Source organism: Paenibacillus sp. PK3_47 (assembly GCF_023520895.1).
Classification (GTDB): domain Bacteria; phylum Bacillota; class Bacilli; order Paenibacillales; family Paenibacillaceae; genus Paenibacillus_AQ.
Genome location: NZ_CP026029.1, coordinates 5,663,140 through 5,677,137, shown reverse-complemented (window position 1 = coordinate 5,677,137; position 13,998 = coordinate 5,663,140). Strand labels below are relative to the sequence as shown.

The following is a 13,998-nucleotide window of genomic DNA, read 5'->3' as shown; positions in this document are numbered from 1 at the left end:
GCTTAGTTGTCCGAGCTTCCGTCAAAATAAACTGCGCGGCCTGTGCGGGCCGATTCATATACAGCCTCAAGAATTTGGGTTACAACCAGGGCCTGTTCAGGCAGAACGACAGGATCCTTGTCATCTCTGATCGCTTCCAGCCAGAGCCGTGCTTCACGGTCCGCTTCAGACTCCGCAGCCCCGCTGTAGAAGGCTACGCCGCCGGAAGAGAGATCCACCTTGGTTTCGTACAGGCGGCCGGCGCGTTCGCCGTTCAGACGAAGTCCGTCCTTCATATCCGCACCGCCTTCTGTACCGGCGAGAAGCGTTTTGGCTTCGCCGAATTCGGAGACGTTCAGCGCCCAGCTGGATTCCAGCGAGATTGTCGCACCGTTCTCCATAGTAATGAAGCCGAATGCGGAATCTTCCACCTTGAATTGTTCCGGATCCCAAGGACCGAAGGCATTGGCCGCATTTTTGCGTTGTCCAAGCTTATGGAAGGTCGATCCGACTACCATACGCGGTTTGTAGTTGTCCATCAGCCACAGCGTCAGATCAAGCGCATGGGTTCCGATATCAATAAGCGGTCCGCCGCCTTGCTTCTCTTCATCCAGGAATACGCCCCATGTAGGAACGGCGCGGCGGCGAAGTGCAATGGCCTTGCCATAGTAAATATCGCCCAGTTCTCCGCCTTCGCAGAGACCTTTGAGATACTCGCTGTCCGCACGGAAACGGTTCTGGTAAGCAATCGACAGCTTTTTGCCGGTACGGCGTGCTGCTTCCAGCATTTCTTGAGCCTGTGCCGTAGTCTTGGCCATTGGCTTCTCGCACATTACGTGATTGCCGGCCTCAAGCGCGGCAACAGTAATTTCGGAGTGGCTGTCATTTGGCGTACATACATGCACAATGTCAAATCCGCCGGCTGCCAGAAGTTCACGGAAATCCGTATAAACTGCCGCTCCCTCAGCGCCGTACTTCTCAGCAGCCTCTTGGGCGCGTTCCTCCACGATGTCACAGAATGCCACCATTTCAGCATTTTCCTGACGGGACAAGCTTGGCATATGTTTACCGTTTGCGATACCTCCGCAGCCGATGATTGCAATTTTGAATTTCTTAGACATTAACTTTTCCTCCTTGATTGGCATATGTTTTAACCCATTTCATGCTGTCACTTACACTCTCAAGCGGTGAACGGCTGCAGTAATCCTGCTCTACGACCGCCCATTCCACGCCTGCAGCAGCTGCAGCTTCCAGAATGGCGGCAAGATTGATTTCCCCTTCTCCAAGCACCACAGTCTCCGGAGAACCGTCTTCACGTTTTTTCAAATCCTTCAGGTGAATGATCGGCAGGCGTCCTGCGTATTTATTAATGTATTCTACAGGGTCATAACCTGCGAAGTGTACCCAGCACGTGTCCAGCTCCACCTGAAGCAGATCGGCCGGCACTTCTTCAAAAATCCCGTCAAAAGCTGTACGCTCTCCATAATGCTCAGTAAATTCAAAGTCATGGTTATGATAAGAAAGCACTGCGCCCTGCGCTTTGCATTTCTCACCGATAATCCGCAGGTTCGCGGCTACTTCTTCCCAGTTGCGCTGTTCTTCAGTCAGGAATGGAATGATCACGTTGCGGTTGCCGATGGCCAGATTGTAGCTGATTTCCTGTTCCGTATCGTTAAGCATGGCATCATACGGACGATGAGCTCCAAGAGCAACCAGTCCGGTTTCCCGGAGCAGTTCCTTTACTTCGTCTGCGGTCCGGCCAAAAAAGTGGAAAAATTCCACTCCGGCATACCCCAGCTCTGCTACCTTGCGAAGCGTGCCTTCGAAATCCTGTTCCAGTTCTTCCCGGAGCGTATAGAGCTGTAGACCAATCTTCAACATATTTTTCTCACTCCTAATGGATAAGAGTTAACCTGCAGTGCCTGCTGAACCGCCCACCGGCCAGTTCGGGTTTACACCTGAACAAAAGGGCTGCAATGTGAAAATCTCCCAATATGCGGATATCCCGTCCCCTGCCTGCCCATTCCCGCCTATGTAGCTATTAGAGCCGCAATGCAGCCTTCTCTTTATCGCTTATATGTGTTTGCCTGAGTACATGGTAATATGAAAGCGTATATAATAAAATGAATAATATGATTAAAACATGAACAATCTGATTATCATTTATACCGTTCAGGAGGAACTATGCAATCTACCAATACCTGCCAAGTATACACAGCCGGATTCTCATTTCACCGCAAACCGTTTCAGATGTCACGCAATGACGGCGTCCAGAATTACCTGCTCCGTCTGCAGACGGAAGGGCGCAGCCGGACCCGGATTGACGGAGCAATTGCTCCGGTCGAAGCCGGTGACCTTATGCTGTTCGCACCGCAGGATCCCTACTACTTGAGTATCGAAAAAGAGAACTACCCCGTCGGCAAGCCGCGGATTGAAAGCGGGGACTATCATATTTTTTGCGGAGGACCTTGGATCGAGGAATGGTGGAACCGGAAGCAGCGTCCCGCCCTGCTCCGTCTGCCGATGAGCGATAATTTTCTCAGCCTGTTCCGCCAGCTTGTGCTGGAGCAGCGCCGCTTGTCCGATTCCTCACCGGAGATTTCGTCTTGTTACCTGCAGATTATATGTATGGAAATTGACAGGCTGATGATAGAGCAGCCGGTGATTACGCCAAAGGGTTATCTTGCTTACCGCATGAAGCAGTATGTCGAAGAGCATGCCGCAGTTTCTTTCCGGCTGGAGGATGTGGCCGCACATGTCGATATTTCGGTCTCCCGGGCTGTTCATCTCTTTAAAGAGGCCTTCGGGACAAGCATTGTCAAATATGTAAATGATGTGAGACTGGAAATGGCCCGCGAGCGCATCACCTTCAGCCCTATGCCGCTGGAGCATGTCTCCGAAACCTGCGGCTTCGCCAACTACACTTATTTCCACCGCATTTTCAGGAGCAGGTACGGCATGTCGCCCAAAGAATACCGCGTACATAGCAGAGAACAGAAATAAAACGGTCTGTACAGTGTCAAGCCCCTCTCAGCATATGAAAAGGAGCGCCATCCTGAAAGATCCGCTCCTTGTGTTTGACCTTATTCAGTTTCTGAACCTTGCCCGGGGTTATGCGTACATGCTGTGAAATAGCGCCATAGTCTTCATTGGATCTCCGGTTCATGGCGGCGCACCAGGTTCCGGAACGCTCTGCTTTCTGCAGCGCCTTTTGCGTTTTTGTTCTTGCCATTATGGCAGCACTCCTTTTCAAAAGTATATTTAAATTTTATCATACGGGAGGAATAATTCAATGAGATATGAGATTCTATATGATGGGGCTTTTGCCATGCTTAAAGTGCACCTGAATCCGGGCGAAGGCGTCAAAGCAGAGATGGGGGCCATGGTTGCCATGTCTCCCGATGTGGAGCTCAGAGGAACAGTGGACGGCGGACTGATGCGCGGGCTTGGGCGGATGCTCAGCGGGGAGAAATTTTTCTTCCAGGAGCTGACTGCTGTCCGGAGGGAAAGCGAAGTGCTGCTCTCACCGGGAGCGATCGGGGATATTCAGGCTATTGAGCTTGACGGATCGTACAGGCTGTTTGTGCAAAAAGACGGCTTTCTCGCCGGCACGCAGGGCATCCAGGTCAACACCAAAATGCAGAATCTTACCCGCGGCCTATTCTCCGGCGAAGGGTTCTTCATAATCGAGATCAGCGGCAAAGGAACCGTGTTCCTCTCCTCCTTCGGGGCCATCCATGCGATTAATCTCGGTCCGGGCGAAGAAATGATTATCGACAACGGGCATCTGGTCGCCTGGCCGGATTATATGGACTATAAGGTGGAAAAAGCAGCCTCCGGCTGGCTGAACAGCCTGACCAGCGGCGAGGCCCTTGTCTGCCGGTTCCGCGGCGAAGGCGTGGTGCTCGTGCAGACCCGCAATCCCGGGAGCTTCGGCACCTGGATCAGATCGTTTGTGCCCAGCCGCCCTTAAGCCTGCCGGATGACAAAGCTGCCATGCTCGTATACGCATGGCAGCTTCAGCGTGCTGAGAAACCCAGATCATTTAATGGTCTTGGGTTTCTTTGCTGTGTTTCCATATCTGCGGACGCTGCATCCGTTAGATGACTTGTCCTCTTTCGCAAGTTAACTTTTGCATGCTAACGGACACTGCGTCCGTTACTTGCCGATAATCGCTCCCTTTACATCGCTAACGGACCGTAGTTCCTTTATTCTGCTAAATGAAGGGTACATTAAGCCCTTTCGGACGTAATAACGGATCTGGGGTCCGTTAGGATTCCAAAACACACCTCTGGCGCAAAATAACGGATCTGGGGTCCGTTAGCATTAGCCTTTCCATGGAATTAATATCTTCCTGCGCGTGAGGTGATGGGTTAGAGCCGTCAATAATTAAGGCGGTGCCGTATGAAATCAAAATCAGATAAAAAAGGTTATCGAGGCTTCCTCAACGGCCTGAAGCTGCTCTGCTCCTATCCGCATGGCAGCATGTTTGTTATTGCAGCAGACTCCGCACATGGGACGACACCAGACCGGCTATATCCTCACGTGATACCTGCTCCGGCCGGGTGGTATGATGCAGCACCAGCCCGTCCACGAGCGCATGCAGTTTCATTGCTTCAGCCCGCTGGTCCACTCCCTCCTTTAACATTCCGCGGGCCGCCAGATAATAAATCGCTTTGGTGAAGCCTTCATATAGTGCACTATGTACTTCCTCCTGCAGCTTCTGCAGCTCCGGGACCGTAACGGCTTTTACCGAGAAAGCCAGCCACACTTCCGCTTCGGTATGCCGCTCGTCATCGAGCGGCATCAGCTCCCCGATAAAACGTTCGATGTCTTCTACCGGATGATCCGTAAATTCAAGGGCTTCCATTCTGGCGTTGACCTGATCCGAGACCATTTTCATTGAAAAAGCAAGCAGCTCAGACTGGGTGTCAAAATAATGGCGCAGCGAGCCGAGCGACATGCCGGCCTCCTGGGCGACACTCCGGACAGATACGCCTTCCATTCCCTCGCGGCGGATAATCCGCCAGGCTGCTTCTGCTAATTGTCTGCGTCTTTCCTCATGATTCACTAATTTAGGCATATAAAGAGTATATCATAGTTGAAAAAGCATGTTGAACCGTGATACACTTGCAGCAGTTATTTTAATACAGTTGTATTATTTAATTCAGGGGGTCAGGAAATGGCATTTTTTATTATCGGCTGTGAAATTGCCTTTTGGGTATTCGTGCTGGCAGGCCTAACCAGCCGTTATATCCTCAGAATGAAGAAGCTCGGAGCGGTCCTGCTGTATTGTACTCCTTTAATTGACCTGGTGCTTATCGCCGCTTCTATCATTGATCTGCGGAACGGAGCTACAGCTGATTTCTCCCACAGTCTTGCCGCGATCTATATCGGCGTATCCGTAGCCTGGGGTCACCGGATGATTGCCTGGGCCGACGCAAGGTTTGCCTACCGCTTTGCCGGCGGGCCCCGGCCTCCTGCCCGTCCCAAGTACGGGGCAGAACGCGGCCGCTATGAATGGACCGGCTGGCTGCTGCATCTGCTAGCTTTTTCCATAGGGGTAGGCCTGCTCTATGGCATGATTGCAATCACAGGGGATGCTGCGCGGACCGGCACTTTGCAGGATACGATCAGAGTCTGGTCCATTATCGTTGGCATTGATGCGGTAATCAGCATCAGCTACATCATTTGGCCCAAGCAGGCTAAAGGCACAGTTAACAAGGACCAGTAAGCATGCATCCGCCCGACAAAAAGACGCAGAGCGGCAACACCCGCTCTGCGTCTTTATTGCGTCCATCCGTTTATACGACTTATGACACCGCCTTATCCTTCCTGTCTCCCTTACAGCCATGCCGCTTGCAGGTATTGAAGGTGCCTTTGAAGTCCAGCCTGTGATCCGTAACGTTGAAGCCGTATTCCCGCTCCAGCCGTCTCTCCAGGTCAAGCAGCCAGTCATCCTTGATCTCCTCCAGCCGGCCGCATACATTACAGATGAGATGATGATGCATATGCGCATGATCCGTCCCGCGGAGATCGTAACGGGCAACCCCGTCACCGAAATTCATTTTTTCGACAATGTGCAGTTCACACAACAGTTCAAGCGTCCGGTAGACAGTCGCCAAGCCCAGATGTGGGTAGCTGTTCTTCACCCGCATATATACATCTTCCACACTTAGGTGTTCTTCCTCATTATCCAGCAGGACTTTGACAATAGCTTCCCTCTGGGGGGTTAATTTATAGTTATGCGCGGCAAACTGCTGGCCGATATTCGCAATAGGGTCCATGGGCTCTCCACCTCGATTGTATAAGAATAACGTCATTTCCTGTCCATTAATAGTAATCTTTACGATATAAGCATAACAAAATGAACTGAAAATGAAAAGTATCTCTCTCATTATAACATCCCGGGCCGAGAATCCCAGCAGACCGGAGCAATTTGCATAGGGATATATTTTTGACATGGCAACTTTACAATAAGATAATAAAATAGCCCGCAACATTTCCACATTTTGCTGCGTCAATGGAATTGATCAACGCCAAACGGCCAACCCTACTTAAGAGGTGGAATTCCCATGAACATGAAAAAAACCGCATTTGCCGCAATCACGTCAGTGTCGCTGCTCTCCTTCTCGCTGGGAGGTCCCATGTTCGCTGCCGGCAGCAGCTTTAAGGATATCGGCAATGTTACCGGCAAAGACAAAATTATCTCCCTTAAGGAGCAGGGGCTTATCAAAGGCATATCCGATACCCAGTTTATGCCTGCCTCCAAAGTAACAACAGCCCAAGGCCTGCAGTTCATCACCGGCGGCCTCCAGCTGACTCTTGCAGCCATCGATTTCAACAAGGCCCCGCTGGCCAGTGACACCTTCAGCAAGGTGAAGGACAATGCCTGGTATGCGGAAGCGTTCGTTAATGCCCATTACAACGGCATCAAGATCCCTGCTGACATCGATCCTTCCAAGCCCATGACCAAGGAGCTTTTTACGAACCTGCTGGTGCAGGCGGTGGAAAAGGCCGGCAATCTGCCGATGATTAACATCGTTCCTGCCGATATCGCCGATGAAGCTGCGATGGACATCTCCTACCAGGGCAGCATCCAGCGTTCGTTAAAATACGGGATCAATTCGCTGGATGCCAAAGGCAATTTTAGTCCCAAAAGTGAGATCACACGGGCTGAAGCAGCAGTGATGCTGTATAATGCGCTGGAGTATCTCCATTCGGCAAGTGACAAGGGACCTGCTAACTAAGCAGCATTTTTGCAGCCTATTTACGCAGAAACAACGGCAGCCATGGACAAGTAACGGGTCCCGGACTGCCGTTGTTTTATGGTTGGCGGAATGATACCCTGTTAAAAAGAAAGGATGGTACCGGTGTGGAAAACGTATCCAATGAAGTTAAGCAGGAATCCGTAAAAGCACTGCAATCGACGTTACGCAAGCTTGAAAACGCCTTATCCCAAATGACCCGGAATGGTGCAAATACCACTCTGGTGAACAAACGGCTCCAGGCTGTTCAGGTCAGTTTGGCTGTGCTGCAAAAGGTCTGGGAACAGGTTCAGCATTCCTATACACCGTCTGATTTGGCCAAAGCCCGCAAAGTTATTACAGATTTACTCCCATCCGTTGAGAGCAGCTATGCCAAGTCAAAGGCCGGAAGCCCGCAAAAAACTTTATTGGAAAGAAGAATTAAAGCGTTGGAGCTGGCCGTTCAGGCCATGGGCGAACAGGAATAAAGGGGCCTTATTTCGATTTCTTCCTTCTCACTGTCCTGCCGGTGTAATATACAATGATTCCAAGCAGCATCAAACCGCTAAATTCCACAACTCTCCACGCAGGGCTGCTGCCCGCTCCAAAAGATATCTTTTTCGGCAAAGGAACAGCAGACGCATACTGCCCGGCCAAACCGGGAACCACATGGGTATAAGTGAGATACATGCCTTGCACGACTTGAAACGCATAATATGCAGCCACGAAAATCAGACCTGTCATTAACGCCTGAAAAATAGGTTTTTTCATCACGCCTCCTGTGGTATTCTCATCACTTTTTCCTCCGTTTTCCATATTATATCAGCCCAATGACATTTTTCACACAAAAAACGCCCCTGTTCTCAATGGTTGTCCGGCTTATCCATTGAGACTTCAGGGGCGGTTACACAGATCATAGGAAACAAGTTCTATTGTTAAAGCTATAACCTACTCCTCTTCCCCGCTCAGGAGGTTGAGAAACTGCCGGGCCCGCGGGTTCGTGGTCTCAACCAGCACCTGCTGCGGTGTGCCCTGCTCCAGAATCACGCCGTTATCCATCAGGATGATCCGGTCCGCCACATCTGCGGCAAATTTCATCTCATGGGTAACAATCACCATCGTCATGCCTTCAGCGGCAAGCTGCTTGATGACCTTCAGCACTTCACCTACCAGCTCGGGATCCAGCGCGGACGTCGGCTCATCGAACAGCAGTACCTCCGGCTCCACCGCCATGGCTCTGGCAATTGCCACACGCTGCTGCTGTCCCCCCGACAGCTGATGAGGGTATGCATCCGCCTTGTCAGCAAGGCCTACCTTGGCCAGCAGCTCGAGCCCCCGTTTGCGGGCATCCTCCTTTGAACGCTTCTGGACAGTAACCTGTCCCTCCATCACATTGCCAAGCGCAGTCATATGCGGGAACAGGTTGTACGACTGGAACACCATTCCGGTTTTCTGGCGGAGAGACAGTACGGTTTTCTGCGGAATTTTGCCTCCGGGCGTAAAATCGATATGAAGGCCGGCCAGCGAAATGCTCCCTTTGTCAGGAACCTCTAGCAGATTGAAGCAGCGCAGCAGCGTTGTTTTGCCGGATCCGGAAGGGCCGATGATTACCAGCACCTTGTCATGCTCCATCCGCAGATCTACACCTTTTAATACCTGCAGCGGGCCGAAGGATTTGTGCAAGTCACGTATTTCGATCAAAAGAGTTCCTCCTTAACTGGCCGAGTAACGGCCCAGCCGTTTCTCCAGGTAATTTTGCAGCACAGACAGCACGGAGCAGAACAGCAGGTAGAACAGCGCAGCAGCAGAATAGACCAGAAGAGGTTCGTAAGTAGTAGCTGCGATCTGCTGGGCCTTTCTGAACATTTCCACATAGGTAATGCTGGCTGCGAGTGACGTATCTTTTACCAGACTGATAAAAGAGTTCGACAGCGGCGGTACGGATACACGCGCAGCTTGCGGCAAAATAACCCTCCGCAGTGCCTGCCCCCGGGTCATCCCGACGGAAAATGCCGCTTCCCATTGGCCTTTATGTATCGACAGGATCGCAGCCCGCACAATCTCGGAGCCGTATGCGCCCACACTAAGCGTAAAGCCGATCACAGCGGCGATAAAAGGATCCAGTATAATGCCCGCTGACGGAAGGCCATAGAAAATAATAAAAAGCTGTACCAGCAAAGGAGTTCCCCGGATCACCCAAACATAAAATCTTGCGATCAGCTTCGGAATGGTCCAGGAAGAAAGCCGTACGAGTGCAGTAAGAACAGCCAGCAGCAGCCCCAGCACAAAGGATACAAGGGCAAGCGGAATCGTAAAAGCCACCCCGGCTTTGAACAGCGGCAGCAGTGAATCTATAAATATTTGAATTTGTCGGTCATCCATAGATTAGACATCCTTCTTGGACAGCAAAGGGGCGAAGCCGCCCCTTCCATCCGTCAGTTATTTGGAAACGTCAGCTCCGAAATATTTCTCGGAAATGCTCAGATACGTACCATCACTTTTCATTTCAGCCAGCGCTTCGTTCACAGCTTGAATCAGCTCATCATTGCCTTTAAGGAATACCGCTGCACTTTGTGAACCTTCGGCGATTTCATCCACCTGCTTGATTTTCACATCAGGTTTTTGTTTTTTGAGATCCAGGAAAGACAAGCCGTCATTGACCGTTGCGTCAATCCGTCCCGACAGCAGCAGATCTATCGCCTGATTGAAGCCTTCAATCTCGACGATTTCCGCACCGTTCTCACGGGCGATGTCCGACAGGTTGCTGGTTAGGGACTGGCCGGCTTTTTTACCCTTCAGATCAGCGAACGATTGAATATCTTCGTTGTCCTCACCCACAATCAGAACCGCCTTGGATACAATGTAAGGATCGGAGAAATCGTATTTTTCCTTGCGCTCATCAGTAATGGACACCTCATTGAAGATTACATCAAAGCGTTTGGCATCCATCCCGGCAAAAAGTCCATCCCACTGGGTCTCGATGAATTCCGGTTCAACACCAAGACGCTTGGAAATCTCCCGGGCAATTTCTACGTCGAATCCGGTCAGATTGCCTTCAGCATCATGGAACGTGAACGGCGCATAGGTGCCTTCTGTTCCGATACGCAGCTTGCCGTTTGCTTTCACAGTCTCCAGGCTGTTCCCGGCTGCTGCAGTGCCTTCATTACCGGCTGCAGGAGCTTCGGTTGCCGTACCGGCATTATTACCGGCGTTATTTCCTGTGTTGTTGCCGGCGTTATTGTTGCCGCATGCCGCCAGGAGCACTATGGTAAGCAGCATTATAAGTGTTACACTAAATTTTTTCATTACAATATCCCCTCTCATCTCTCTTTATGTACCCGTCTGAACCGGCAGAATGTCAATGCTACACCGTTCTAACAAGTACGTCAAGACTTACTCCCATCTTATAGATCGGAATTGTTGTGTAAGGAAAAACCTGGGCAGCAGTGCTGCTTTGTTCATCTGCACTCGTTTATCTTACCCAAAAATCCGCCAACTTCATCACAACGGTTATTCTGAGTAAAATCCTCCCTAAAGCGGGGCATAGCTATGGTACGCGTATTCTGGTACTTTGCAAAACCAACGGATATGAAAAAAATCCCCGCGGCAGCATAATTACACCGTGAGGATACAAAGGTAATACTTTGTTGTGAAAAATCATCAGCCATGCATAATCTCGGGATGAACCTCACGGTTTTCCCCTTTGTCATCTCCCCTGCGCCCTCTCCGGAGCAGCAGGCCCAGCACCGCACCGGTGAGTGCCACAAAAATCATAATATGAAACGTATCATCGAACCCCTTGGCCAGCACCGTCTGTGCCGCCAGCTTCAGCGCTTCAGGCGAAGCATTGGCAGGATCTGTACCTGCAGCCGCAGCCGCCTCCTGCATCTCGATTCCCCGGGCAGCCGTTCTTGAAGTTAGAATCGTTACCAGCGTGGATACCGCCAGTGAGTTGATAACCTGCTGCATCGAATTGGTCAGCGAGGTTACACGGTTGACCAGCGGCCCGGGGGCTTTGTTGAGCAAATGAGTGTTCATAGGCATCACCATCAGGCCCATGCCCGCACCACACATGATCAGCGGCACGATCAAATCCCGGCTTTGCGTAGCCAGATCTACATGGGAATACTGGTAGAGTGCACCGGAGACCAGACTGAGCCCGCCGACTACAAGCCAGCGCACCCCGATTTTGTCGAACAGGATGCCGGCGACCGGCATCATAATACCGGAGGCGATAGCCTGCGGAAGCAGCGTCAGACCTGTATCAAACGCGCCAAAGCCGCGGGCCTGCTGCAGAAACTGCGGAAGCATAAAGAGTGCGCCGTACAGCCCGAACTGGGCAATCCATTGCACAAGAATACCTGTGCTGAAATCGGCAGACCGGAGAATGCGCAGCTCCAGCAGCGGTGTACGTGTGCGCAGCTCGGCAAATATAAAAGCAATCAGTGCTGTGACGCCAACTGTTAGGCCAATAATGGTTTTATCAGAGGTCCAGCTGTCTGCACCCTGGCTGACACCGTAAGACAGTGAGGCAAAAGCAAGCGGCCCCAGAATGATTCCGAACTTGTCCATCCCTGCCACCTGGCTCCGTTCCGACTTCGGCAGCTTGCGCAGACCGATCAGCACGCAGATGATCCCGATAGGGATATTGATCAGAAAAATCCAGCGCCAGGAATGATATTCAACCAGCCAGCCTGACAGCACCGGGCCGATCGCCGGAGCAAACAGCACCGGAATCCCCATGATTCCCATAACGATACCCACTTTGCTCTTTGGAGCGAGCTTGTACACATAGGCCATCCCTACCGGAAGTACGCATCCGCCGCCCAGACCCTGCAGGACACGGAAAACAATCAGCCATTCCGCACTGCTCGGGGTTGCGCAAAGCAATGAACCTGCCGTAAATATGATGATTGCGGTCAAAAAAACAGTTTTAGCGCCAAAACGGTCGGACAGCCAGCCCGACAGCGGGATGACTGAAGCTTGAGCCAGCATGTAGCCGGTAACCACCCACTGCAGCGTATTCAGATCTGTATTAAAATCATGGACCAGTGTCGTTAAAGCCACGTTCATTGCCGTGCTGTCAAGCACCACCATAAACACACCGGCAATAATCGCCAGCAGCGGAACCAGTATACTGGATAAACGAAAATCCGCCTCTGATTTGAGCGATCCTTCCATCCTCTTCTCCTCCTGAGATACCCGGTTCTTTTCCTTTCGTTGACCACCGGGCAGTTTTATCGGTATAATAATGCTGCTATCGGACAGTTGTCCGCAAGTGCTTTTCCAGTCTACGGACAATTGTCCGCTATGTCAATATTTTTCTGTAACGAACATGAAATATATGAAAACCAATGAAAGGGCATCGATATGAAAAAAACTGAACAGGACCCCTACGTCGAACGTATTCTCCGGGCTGCCCATGATTTATTTGCGGAAAATGGCATTGAGGCCGTTAATATGCATGCTATCGCAAAACATGCCGGAATCGGACAAGGTTCCCTTTACCGCCGGTTCAGCGACAAAGGAGAAATTTGCTCCGCCCTGCTGAACGACAGCACCGAGCGTTTTCTTAGGGGTATGGAGAGTGAGCTCCCGCTGCCGGAGTACGCAGAGGCTCCTCTTATGCATCTTCAAAGCTGCATCGGGCGGGTGGTCGATCTTATCGAGGAGTATGCGGAGCTGCTGCTGATGATAAAATCGGAGTTTACCGGCAAAAAGCAGCTGACCCAGTTTGAGCACCCCTTTTTCCGGCGGCTGAATGACATTATGGCGAAGCTGCTGCGCAGAGCCAGGGACAACGGGGAGATAATCGGCATTGATCCGCATTTTGGAGCTACCGCACTCGTCGCTGTCCTCAGCCCGGATCTTTATCTATACCAGCAAAAGGTGCACGGCGCTACGAAAGAGGAAATTACCCGGGGAATTATGACGCTGTTTGTGAGCGGACTGCAGAAGGCTGAGGTTGCCGGGCAGGGTAACAAAGAGCGCTAATATCTCGAGGTTAGCTCAGGTACGCATGTGCTTATGTGTTTATGTGCTCATGTGCCCAGGTGCAGGTGTGCTTCAATGTCTGGTTGTAATTAGTGCACTAGATTCCGGCTATTTGGCGGCAAAATCGCCTTTTGATGCATTTCATGCAGCAGATTTCTTAATTTCAGGCTTATAACACCTATTTGATCTTATGCTGCTGTACAAAATACAACCGCTTCAGATTTCCTGGCCAAATACGGAGTTTCTAATGCACAAAATGCAGCTGTTGAGGCCCAAGTTTTGGTGGGGGTGGCAGGTGAGGGCTGCAGGGACGCTTGCAGATCAGGCTAAGTGGAATTTCTCCATCTAATCCTCCGATAAATACCGGTATTACGGAACTAGCGGGAAAAACTCCACTTAAATGTACTGGATTCGTCTATTAACGCCTCTTTTCGTCAAAATAGCTGGAGTATTTCCAACTAAAGCTCACAAATGATGAAAACGGACAAAATGAAGTGGAGAAAATCCAACTAAGCCCTTCTAATTCCACCGTACAAAGGGATCCGTAACATCCCGCTCTTTACAAGGCGTAAAAATATGGTATATTAATTAGCGATTGTGAATTTAATAGGACCTGCTATTTCACTAGGGGAGTCGGCCGACTGAGACGGAGCTTAAGCTCCGGACCCTTGGAACCTGATCTGGATCATACCAGCGGAGGGAAGTGGAGCGGAATTGTGCATCAGTGCGCGTCATGCGCCTTATCTGACTGTATCTGTTCAGACCCATTCATTTCCTC

General features: G+C 51.0%; 16 protein-coding genes and 1 riboswitch. Of the genes, 6 read left to right on the top strand and 10 right to left on the bottom strand.

What is annotated here, in order from left to right; genetic code table 11:
* Positions 1-2: 2 nt before the first annotated feature.
* Both C2I18_RS24695 and C2I18_RS24690 read right to left on the bottom strand, forming a co-directional pair.
* Complete coding sequence (locus tag C2I18_RS24695) at positions 3-1,100, bottom strand: Gfo/Idh/MocA family protein (protein WP_249898363.1); 1,098 nt, start codon at positions 1,098-1,100, stop codon at positions 3-5.
* Positions 1,093-1,860, bottom strand: a complete 768-nt coding sequence (locus C2I18_RS24690) for a sugar phosphate isomerase/epimerase family protein (protein WP_249898362.1) — start codon at positions 1,858-1,860, stop codon at positions 1,093-1,095. The genes C2I18_RS24695 and C2I18_RS24690 overlap by 8 nt, the downstream gene beginning before the upstream one ends.
* Before the next feature lie 303 nt (positions 1,861-2,163).
* Here C2I18_RS24690 and C2I18_RS24685 point away from each other — a divergent pair, with 303 nt between their 5' ends.
* Positions 2,164-2,982: an AraC family transcriptional regulator gene (locus C2I18_RS24685; protein ID WP_249898361.1), complete on the top strand. Its 819-nt coding sequence runs from the start codon at positions 2,164-2,166 to the stop codon at positions 2,980-2,982.
* Positions 2,983-2,998: 16 nt separating this feature from the next.
* Here C2I18_RS24685 and C2I18_RS24680 read toward each other — a convergent pair whose 3' ends face one another.
* A complete protein-coding gene (locus C2I18_RS24680; protein ID WP_249898360.1) occupies positions 2,999-3,211 on the bottom strand; it encodes a hypothetical protein in 213 nt (70 codons plus the stop codon).
* 60 nt (positions 3,212-3,271) lie between these two features.
* Here C2I18_RS24680 and C2I18_RS24675 point away from each other — a divergent pair, with 60 nt between their 5' ends.
* Positions 3,272-3,952, top strand: a complete 681-nt coding sequence (locus C2I18_RS24675) for a TIGR00266 family protein (protein ID WP_249898359.1) — start codon at positions 3,272-3,274, stop codon at positions 3,950-3,952.
* Between the two features lie 519 nt (positions 3,953-4,471).
* Here C2I18_RS24675 and C2I18_RS24670 read toward each other — a convergent pair.
* Positions 4,472-5,062 (bottom strand): TetR/AcrR family transcriptional regulator, encoded by a 591-nt coding sequence (locus C2I18_RS24670; protein ID WP_249898358.1) that lies wholly within the window; start codon positions 5,060-5,062, stop codon positions 4,472-4,474.
* A 99-nt stretch (positions 5,063-5,161) separates the two neighbouring features.
* Between C2I18_RS24670 and C2I18_RS24665 the strand changes: the two genes are divergently transcribed.
* On the top strand, positions 5,162-5,713 hold the full coding sequence (locus C2I18_RS24665) for a hypothetical protein (RefSeq protein WP_249898357.1): 552 nt from the start codon (positions 5,162-5,164) through the stop codon (positions 5,711-5,713).
* A gap of 79 nt (positions 5,714-5,792) precedes the next feature.
* Here C2I18_RS24665 and C2I18_RS24660 read toward each other — a convergent pair whose 3' ends face one another.
* Positions 5,793-6,266, bottom strand: a complete 474-nt coding sequence (locus C2I18_RS24660; protein ID WP_249898356.1) for a Fur family transcriptional regulator — start codon at positions 6,264-6,266, stop codon at positions 5,793-5,795.
* A gap of 288 nt (positions 6,267-6,554) precedes the next feature.
* Here C2I18_RS24660 and C2I18_RS24655 point away from each other — a divergent pair, with 288 nt between their 5' ends.
* Positions 6,555-7,229 carry an S-layer homology domain-containing protein gene (locus C2I18_RS24655; protein WP_249898355.1) on the top strand — a complete coding sequence of 225 codons (675 nt, stop codon included), beginning with the start codon at positions 6,555-6,557 and terminating at the stop codon, positions 7,227-7,229.
* A 125-nt stretch (positions 7,230-7,354) separates the two neighbouring features.
* Positions 7,355-7,714, top strand: a complete 360-nt coding sequence (locus C2I18_RS24650) for a hypothetical protein (protein ID WP_249898354.1) — start codon at positions 7,355-7,357, stop codon at positions 7,712-7,714.
* Between the two features lie 7 nt (positions 7,715-7,721).
* Here C2I18_RS24650 and C2I18_RS24645 read toward each other — a convergent pair whose 3' ends face one another.
* The 5 genes from C2I18_RS24645 to C2I18_RS24625 all read right to left on the bottom strand — a co-directional run bounded on the left by C2I18_RS24645 (position 7,722) and on the right by C2I18_RS24625 (position 12,407).
* Positions 7,722-7,997, bottom strand: a complete 276-nt coding sequence (locus tag C2I18_RS24645; protein WP_249898353.1) for a hypothetical protein — start codon at positions 7,995-7,997, stop codon at positions 7,722-7,724.
* A gap of 177 nt (positions 7,998-8,174) precedes the next feature.
* A complete protein-coding gene (locus tag C2I18_RS24640) occupies positions 8,175-8,927 on the bottom strand; it encodes an amino acid ABC transporter ATP-binding protein (RefSeq protein ID WP_249898352.1) in 753 nt (250 codons plus the stop codon).
* A 12-nt stretch (positions 8,928-8,939) separates the two neighbouring features.
* A complete protein-coding gene (locus C2I18_RS24635) occupies positions 8,940-9,608 on the bottom strand; it encodes an amino acid ABC transporter permease (protein WP_249898351.1) in 669 nt (222 codons plus the stop codon).
* Between the two features lie 57 nt (positions 9,609-9,665).
* Positions 9,666-10,532 carry an amino acid ABC transporter substrate-binding protein gene (locus C2I18_RS24630; protein ID WP_249898350.1) on the bottom strand — a complete coding sequence of 289 codons (867 nt, stop codon included), beginning with the start codon at positions 10,530-10,532 and terminating at the stop codon, positions 9,666-9,668.
* 354 nt (positions 10,533-10,886) lie between these two features.
* A complete protein-coding gene (locus tag C2I18_RS24625; RefSeq protein ID WP_249898349.1) occupies positions 10,887-12,407 on the bottom strand; it encodes a DHA2 family efflux MFS transporter permease subunit in 1,521 nt (506 codons plus the stop codon).
* Between the two features lie 189 nt (positions 12,408-12,596).
* Here C2I18_RS24625 and C2I18_RS24620 point away from each other — a divergent pair, with 189 nt between their 5' ends.
* Positions 12,597-13,220, top strand: coding sequence for a TetR/AcrR family transcriptional regulator (locus C2I18_RS24620; protein ID WP_249898348.1), 624 nt, complete (start codon positions 12,597-12,599; stop codon positions 13,218-13,220).
* Between the two features lie 616 nt (positions 13,221-13,836).
* A riboswitch (TPP riboswitch) is annotated at positions 13,837-13,939 on the top strand.
* Positions 13,940-13,998 lie beyond the last annotated feature (59 nt).

Bases quoted from the DNA above. Each gene is read 5' to 3' on its own strand.
- C2I18_RS24695 (WP_249898363.1), bottom strand. From the start codon at position 1,100: ATGTCTAAGAAATTCAAAATTGCAATCATCGGCTGCGGAGGTATCGCA.
- C2I18_RS24690 (WP_249898362.1), bottom strand. From the start codon at position 1,860: ATGTTGAAGATTGGTCTACAGCTCTATACGCTCCGGGAAGAACTGGAA.
- C2I18_RS24685 (WP_249898361.1), top strand. From the start codon at position 2,164: ATGCAATCTACCAATACCTGCCAAGTATACACAGCCGGATTCTCATTT.
- C2I18_RS24680 (WP_249898360.1), bottom strand. From the start codon at position 3,211: ATGGCAAGAACAAAAACGCAAAAGGCGCTGCAGAAAGCAGAGCGTTCC.
- C2I18_RS24675 (WP_249898359.1), top strand. From the start codon at position 3,272: ATGAGATATGAGATTCTATATGATGGGGCTTTTGCCATGCTTAAAGTG.
- C2I18_RS24670 (WP_249898358.1), bottom strand. From the start codon at position 5,062: ATGCCTAAATTAGTGAATCATGAGGAAAGACGCAGACAATTAGCAGAA.
- C2I18_RS24665 (WP_249898357.1), top strand. From the start codon at position 5,162: ATGGCATTTTTTATTATCGGCTGTGAAATTGCCTTTTGGGTATTCGTG.
- C2I18_RS24660 (WP_249898356.1), bottom strand. From the start codon at position 6,266: ATGGACCCTATTGCGAATATCGGCCAGCAGTTTGCCGCGCATAACTAT.
- C2I18_RS24655 (WP_249898355.1), top strand. From the start codon at position 6,555: ATGAACATGAAAAAAACCGCATTTGCCGCAATCACGTCAGTGTCGCTG.
- C2I18_RS24645 (WP_249898353.1), bottom strand. From the start codon at position 7,997: ATGAAAAAACCTATTTTTCAGGCGTTAATGACAGGTCTGATTTTCGTG.
- C2I18_RS24635 (WP_249898351.1), bottom strand. From the start codon at position 9,608: ATGGATGACCGACAAATTCAAATATTTATAGATTCACTGCTGCCGCTG.
- C2I18_RS24630 (WP_249898350.1), bottom strand. From the start codon at position 10,532: ATGAAAAAATTTAGTGTAACACTTATAATGCTGCTTACCATAGTGCTC.
- C2I18_RS24625 (WP_249898349.1), bottom strand. From the start codon at position 12,407: ATGGAAGGATCGCTCAAATCAGAGGCGGATTTTCGTTTATCCAGTATA.
- C2I18_RS24620 (WP_249898348.1), top strand. From the start codon at position 12,597: ATGAAAAAAACTGAACAGGACCCCTACGTCGAACGTATTCTCCGGGCT.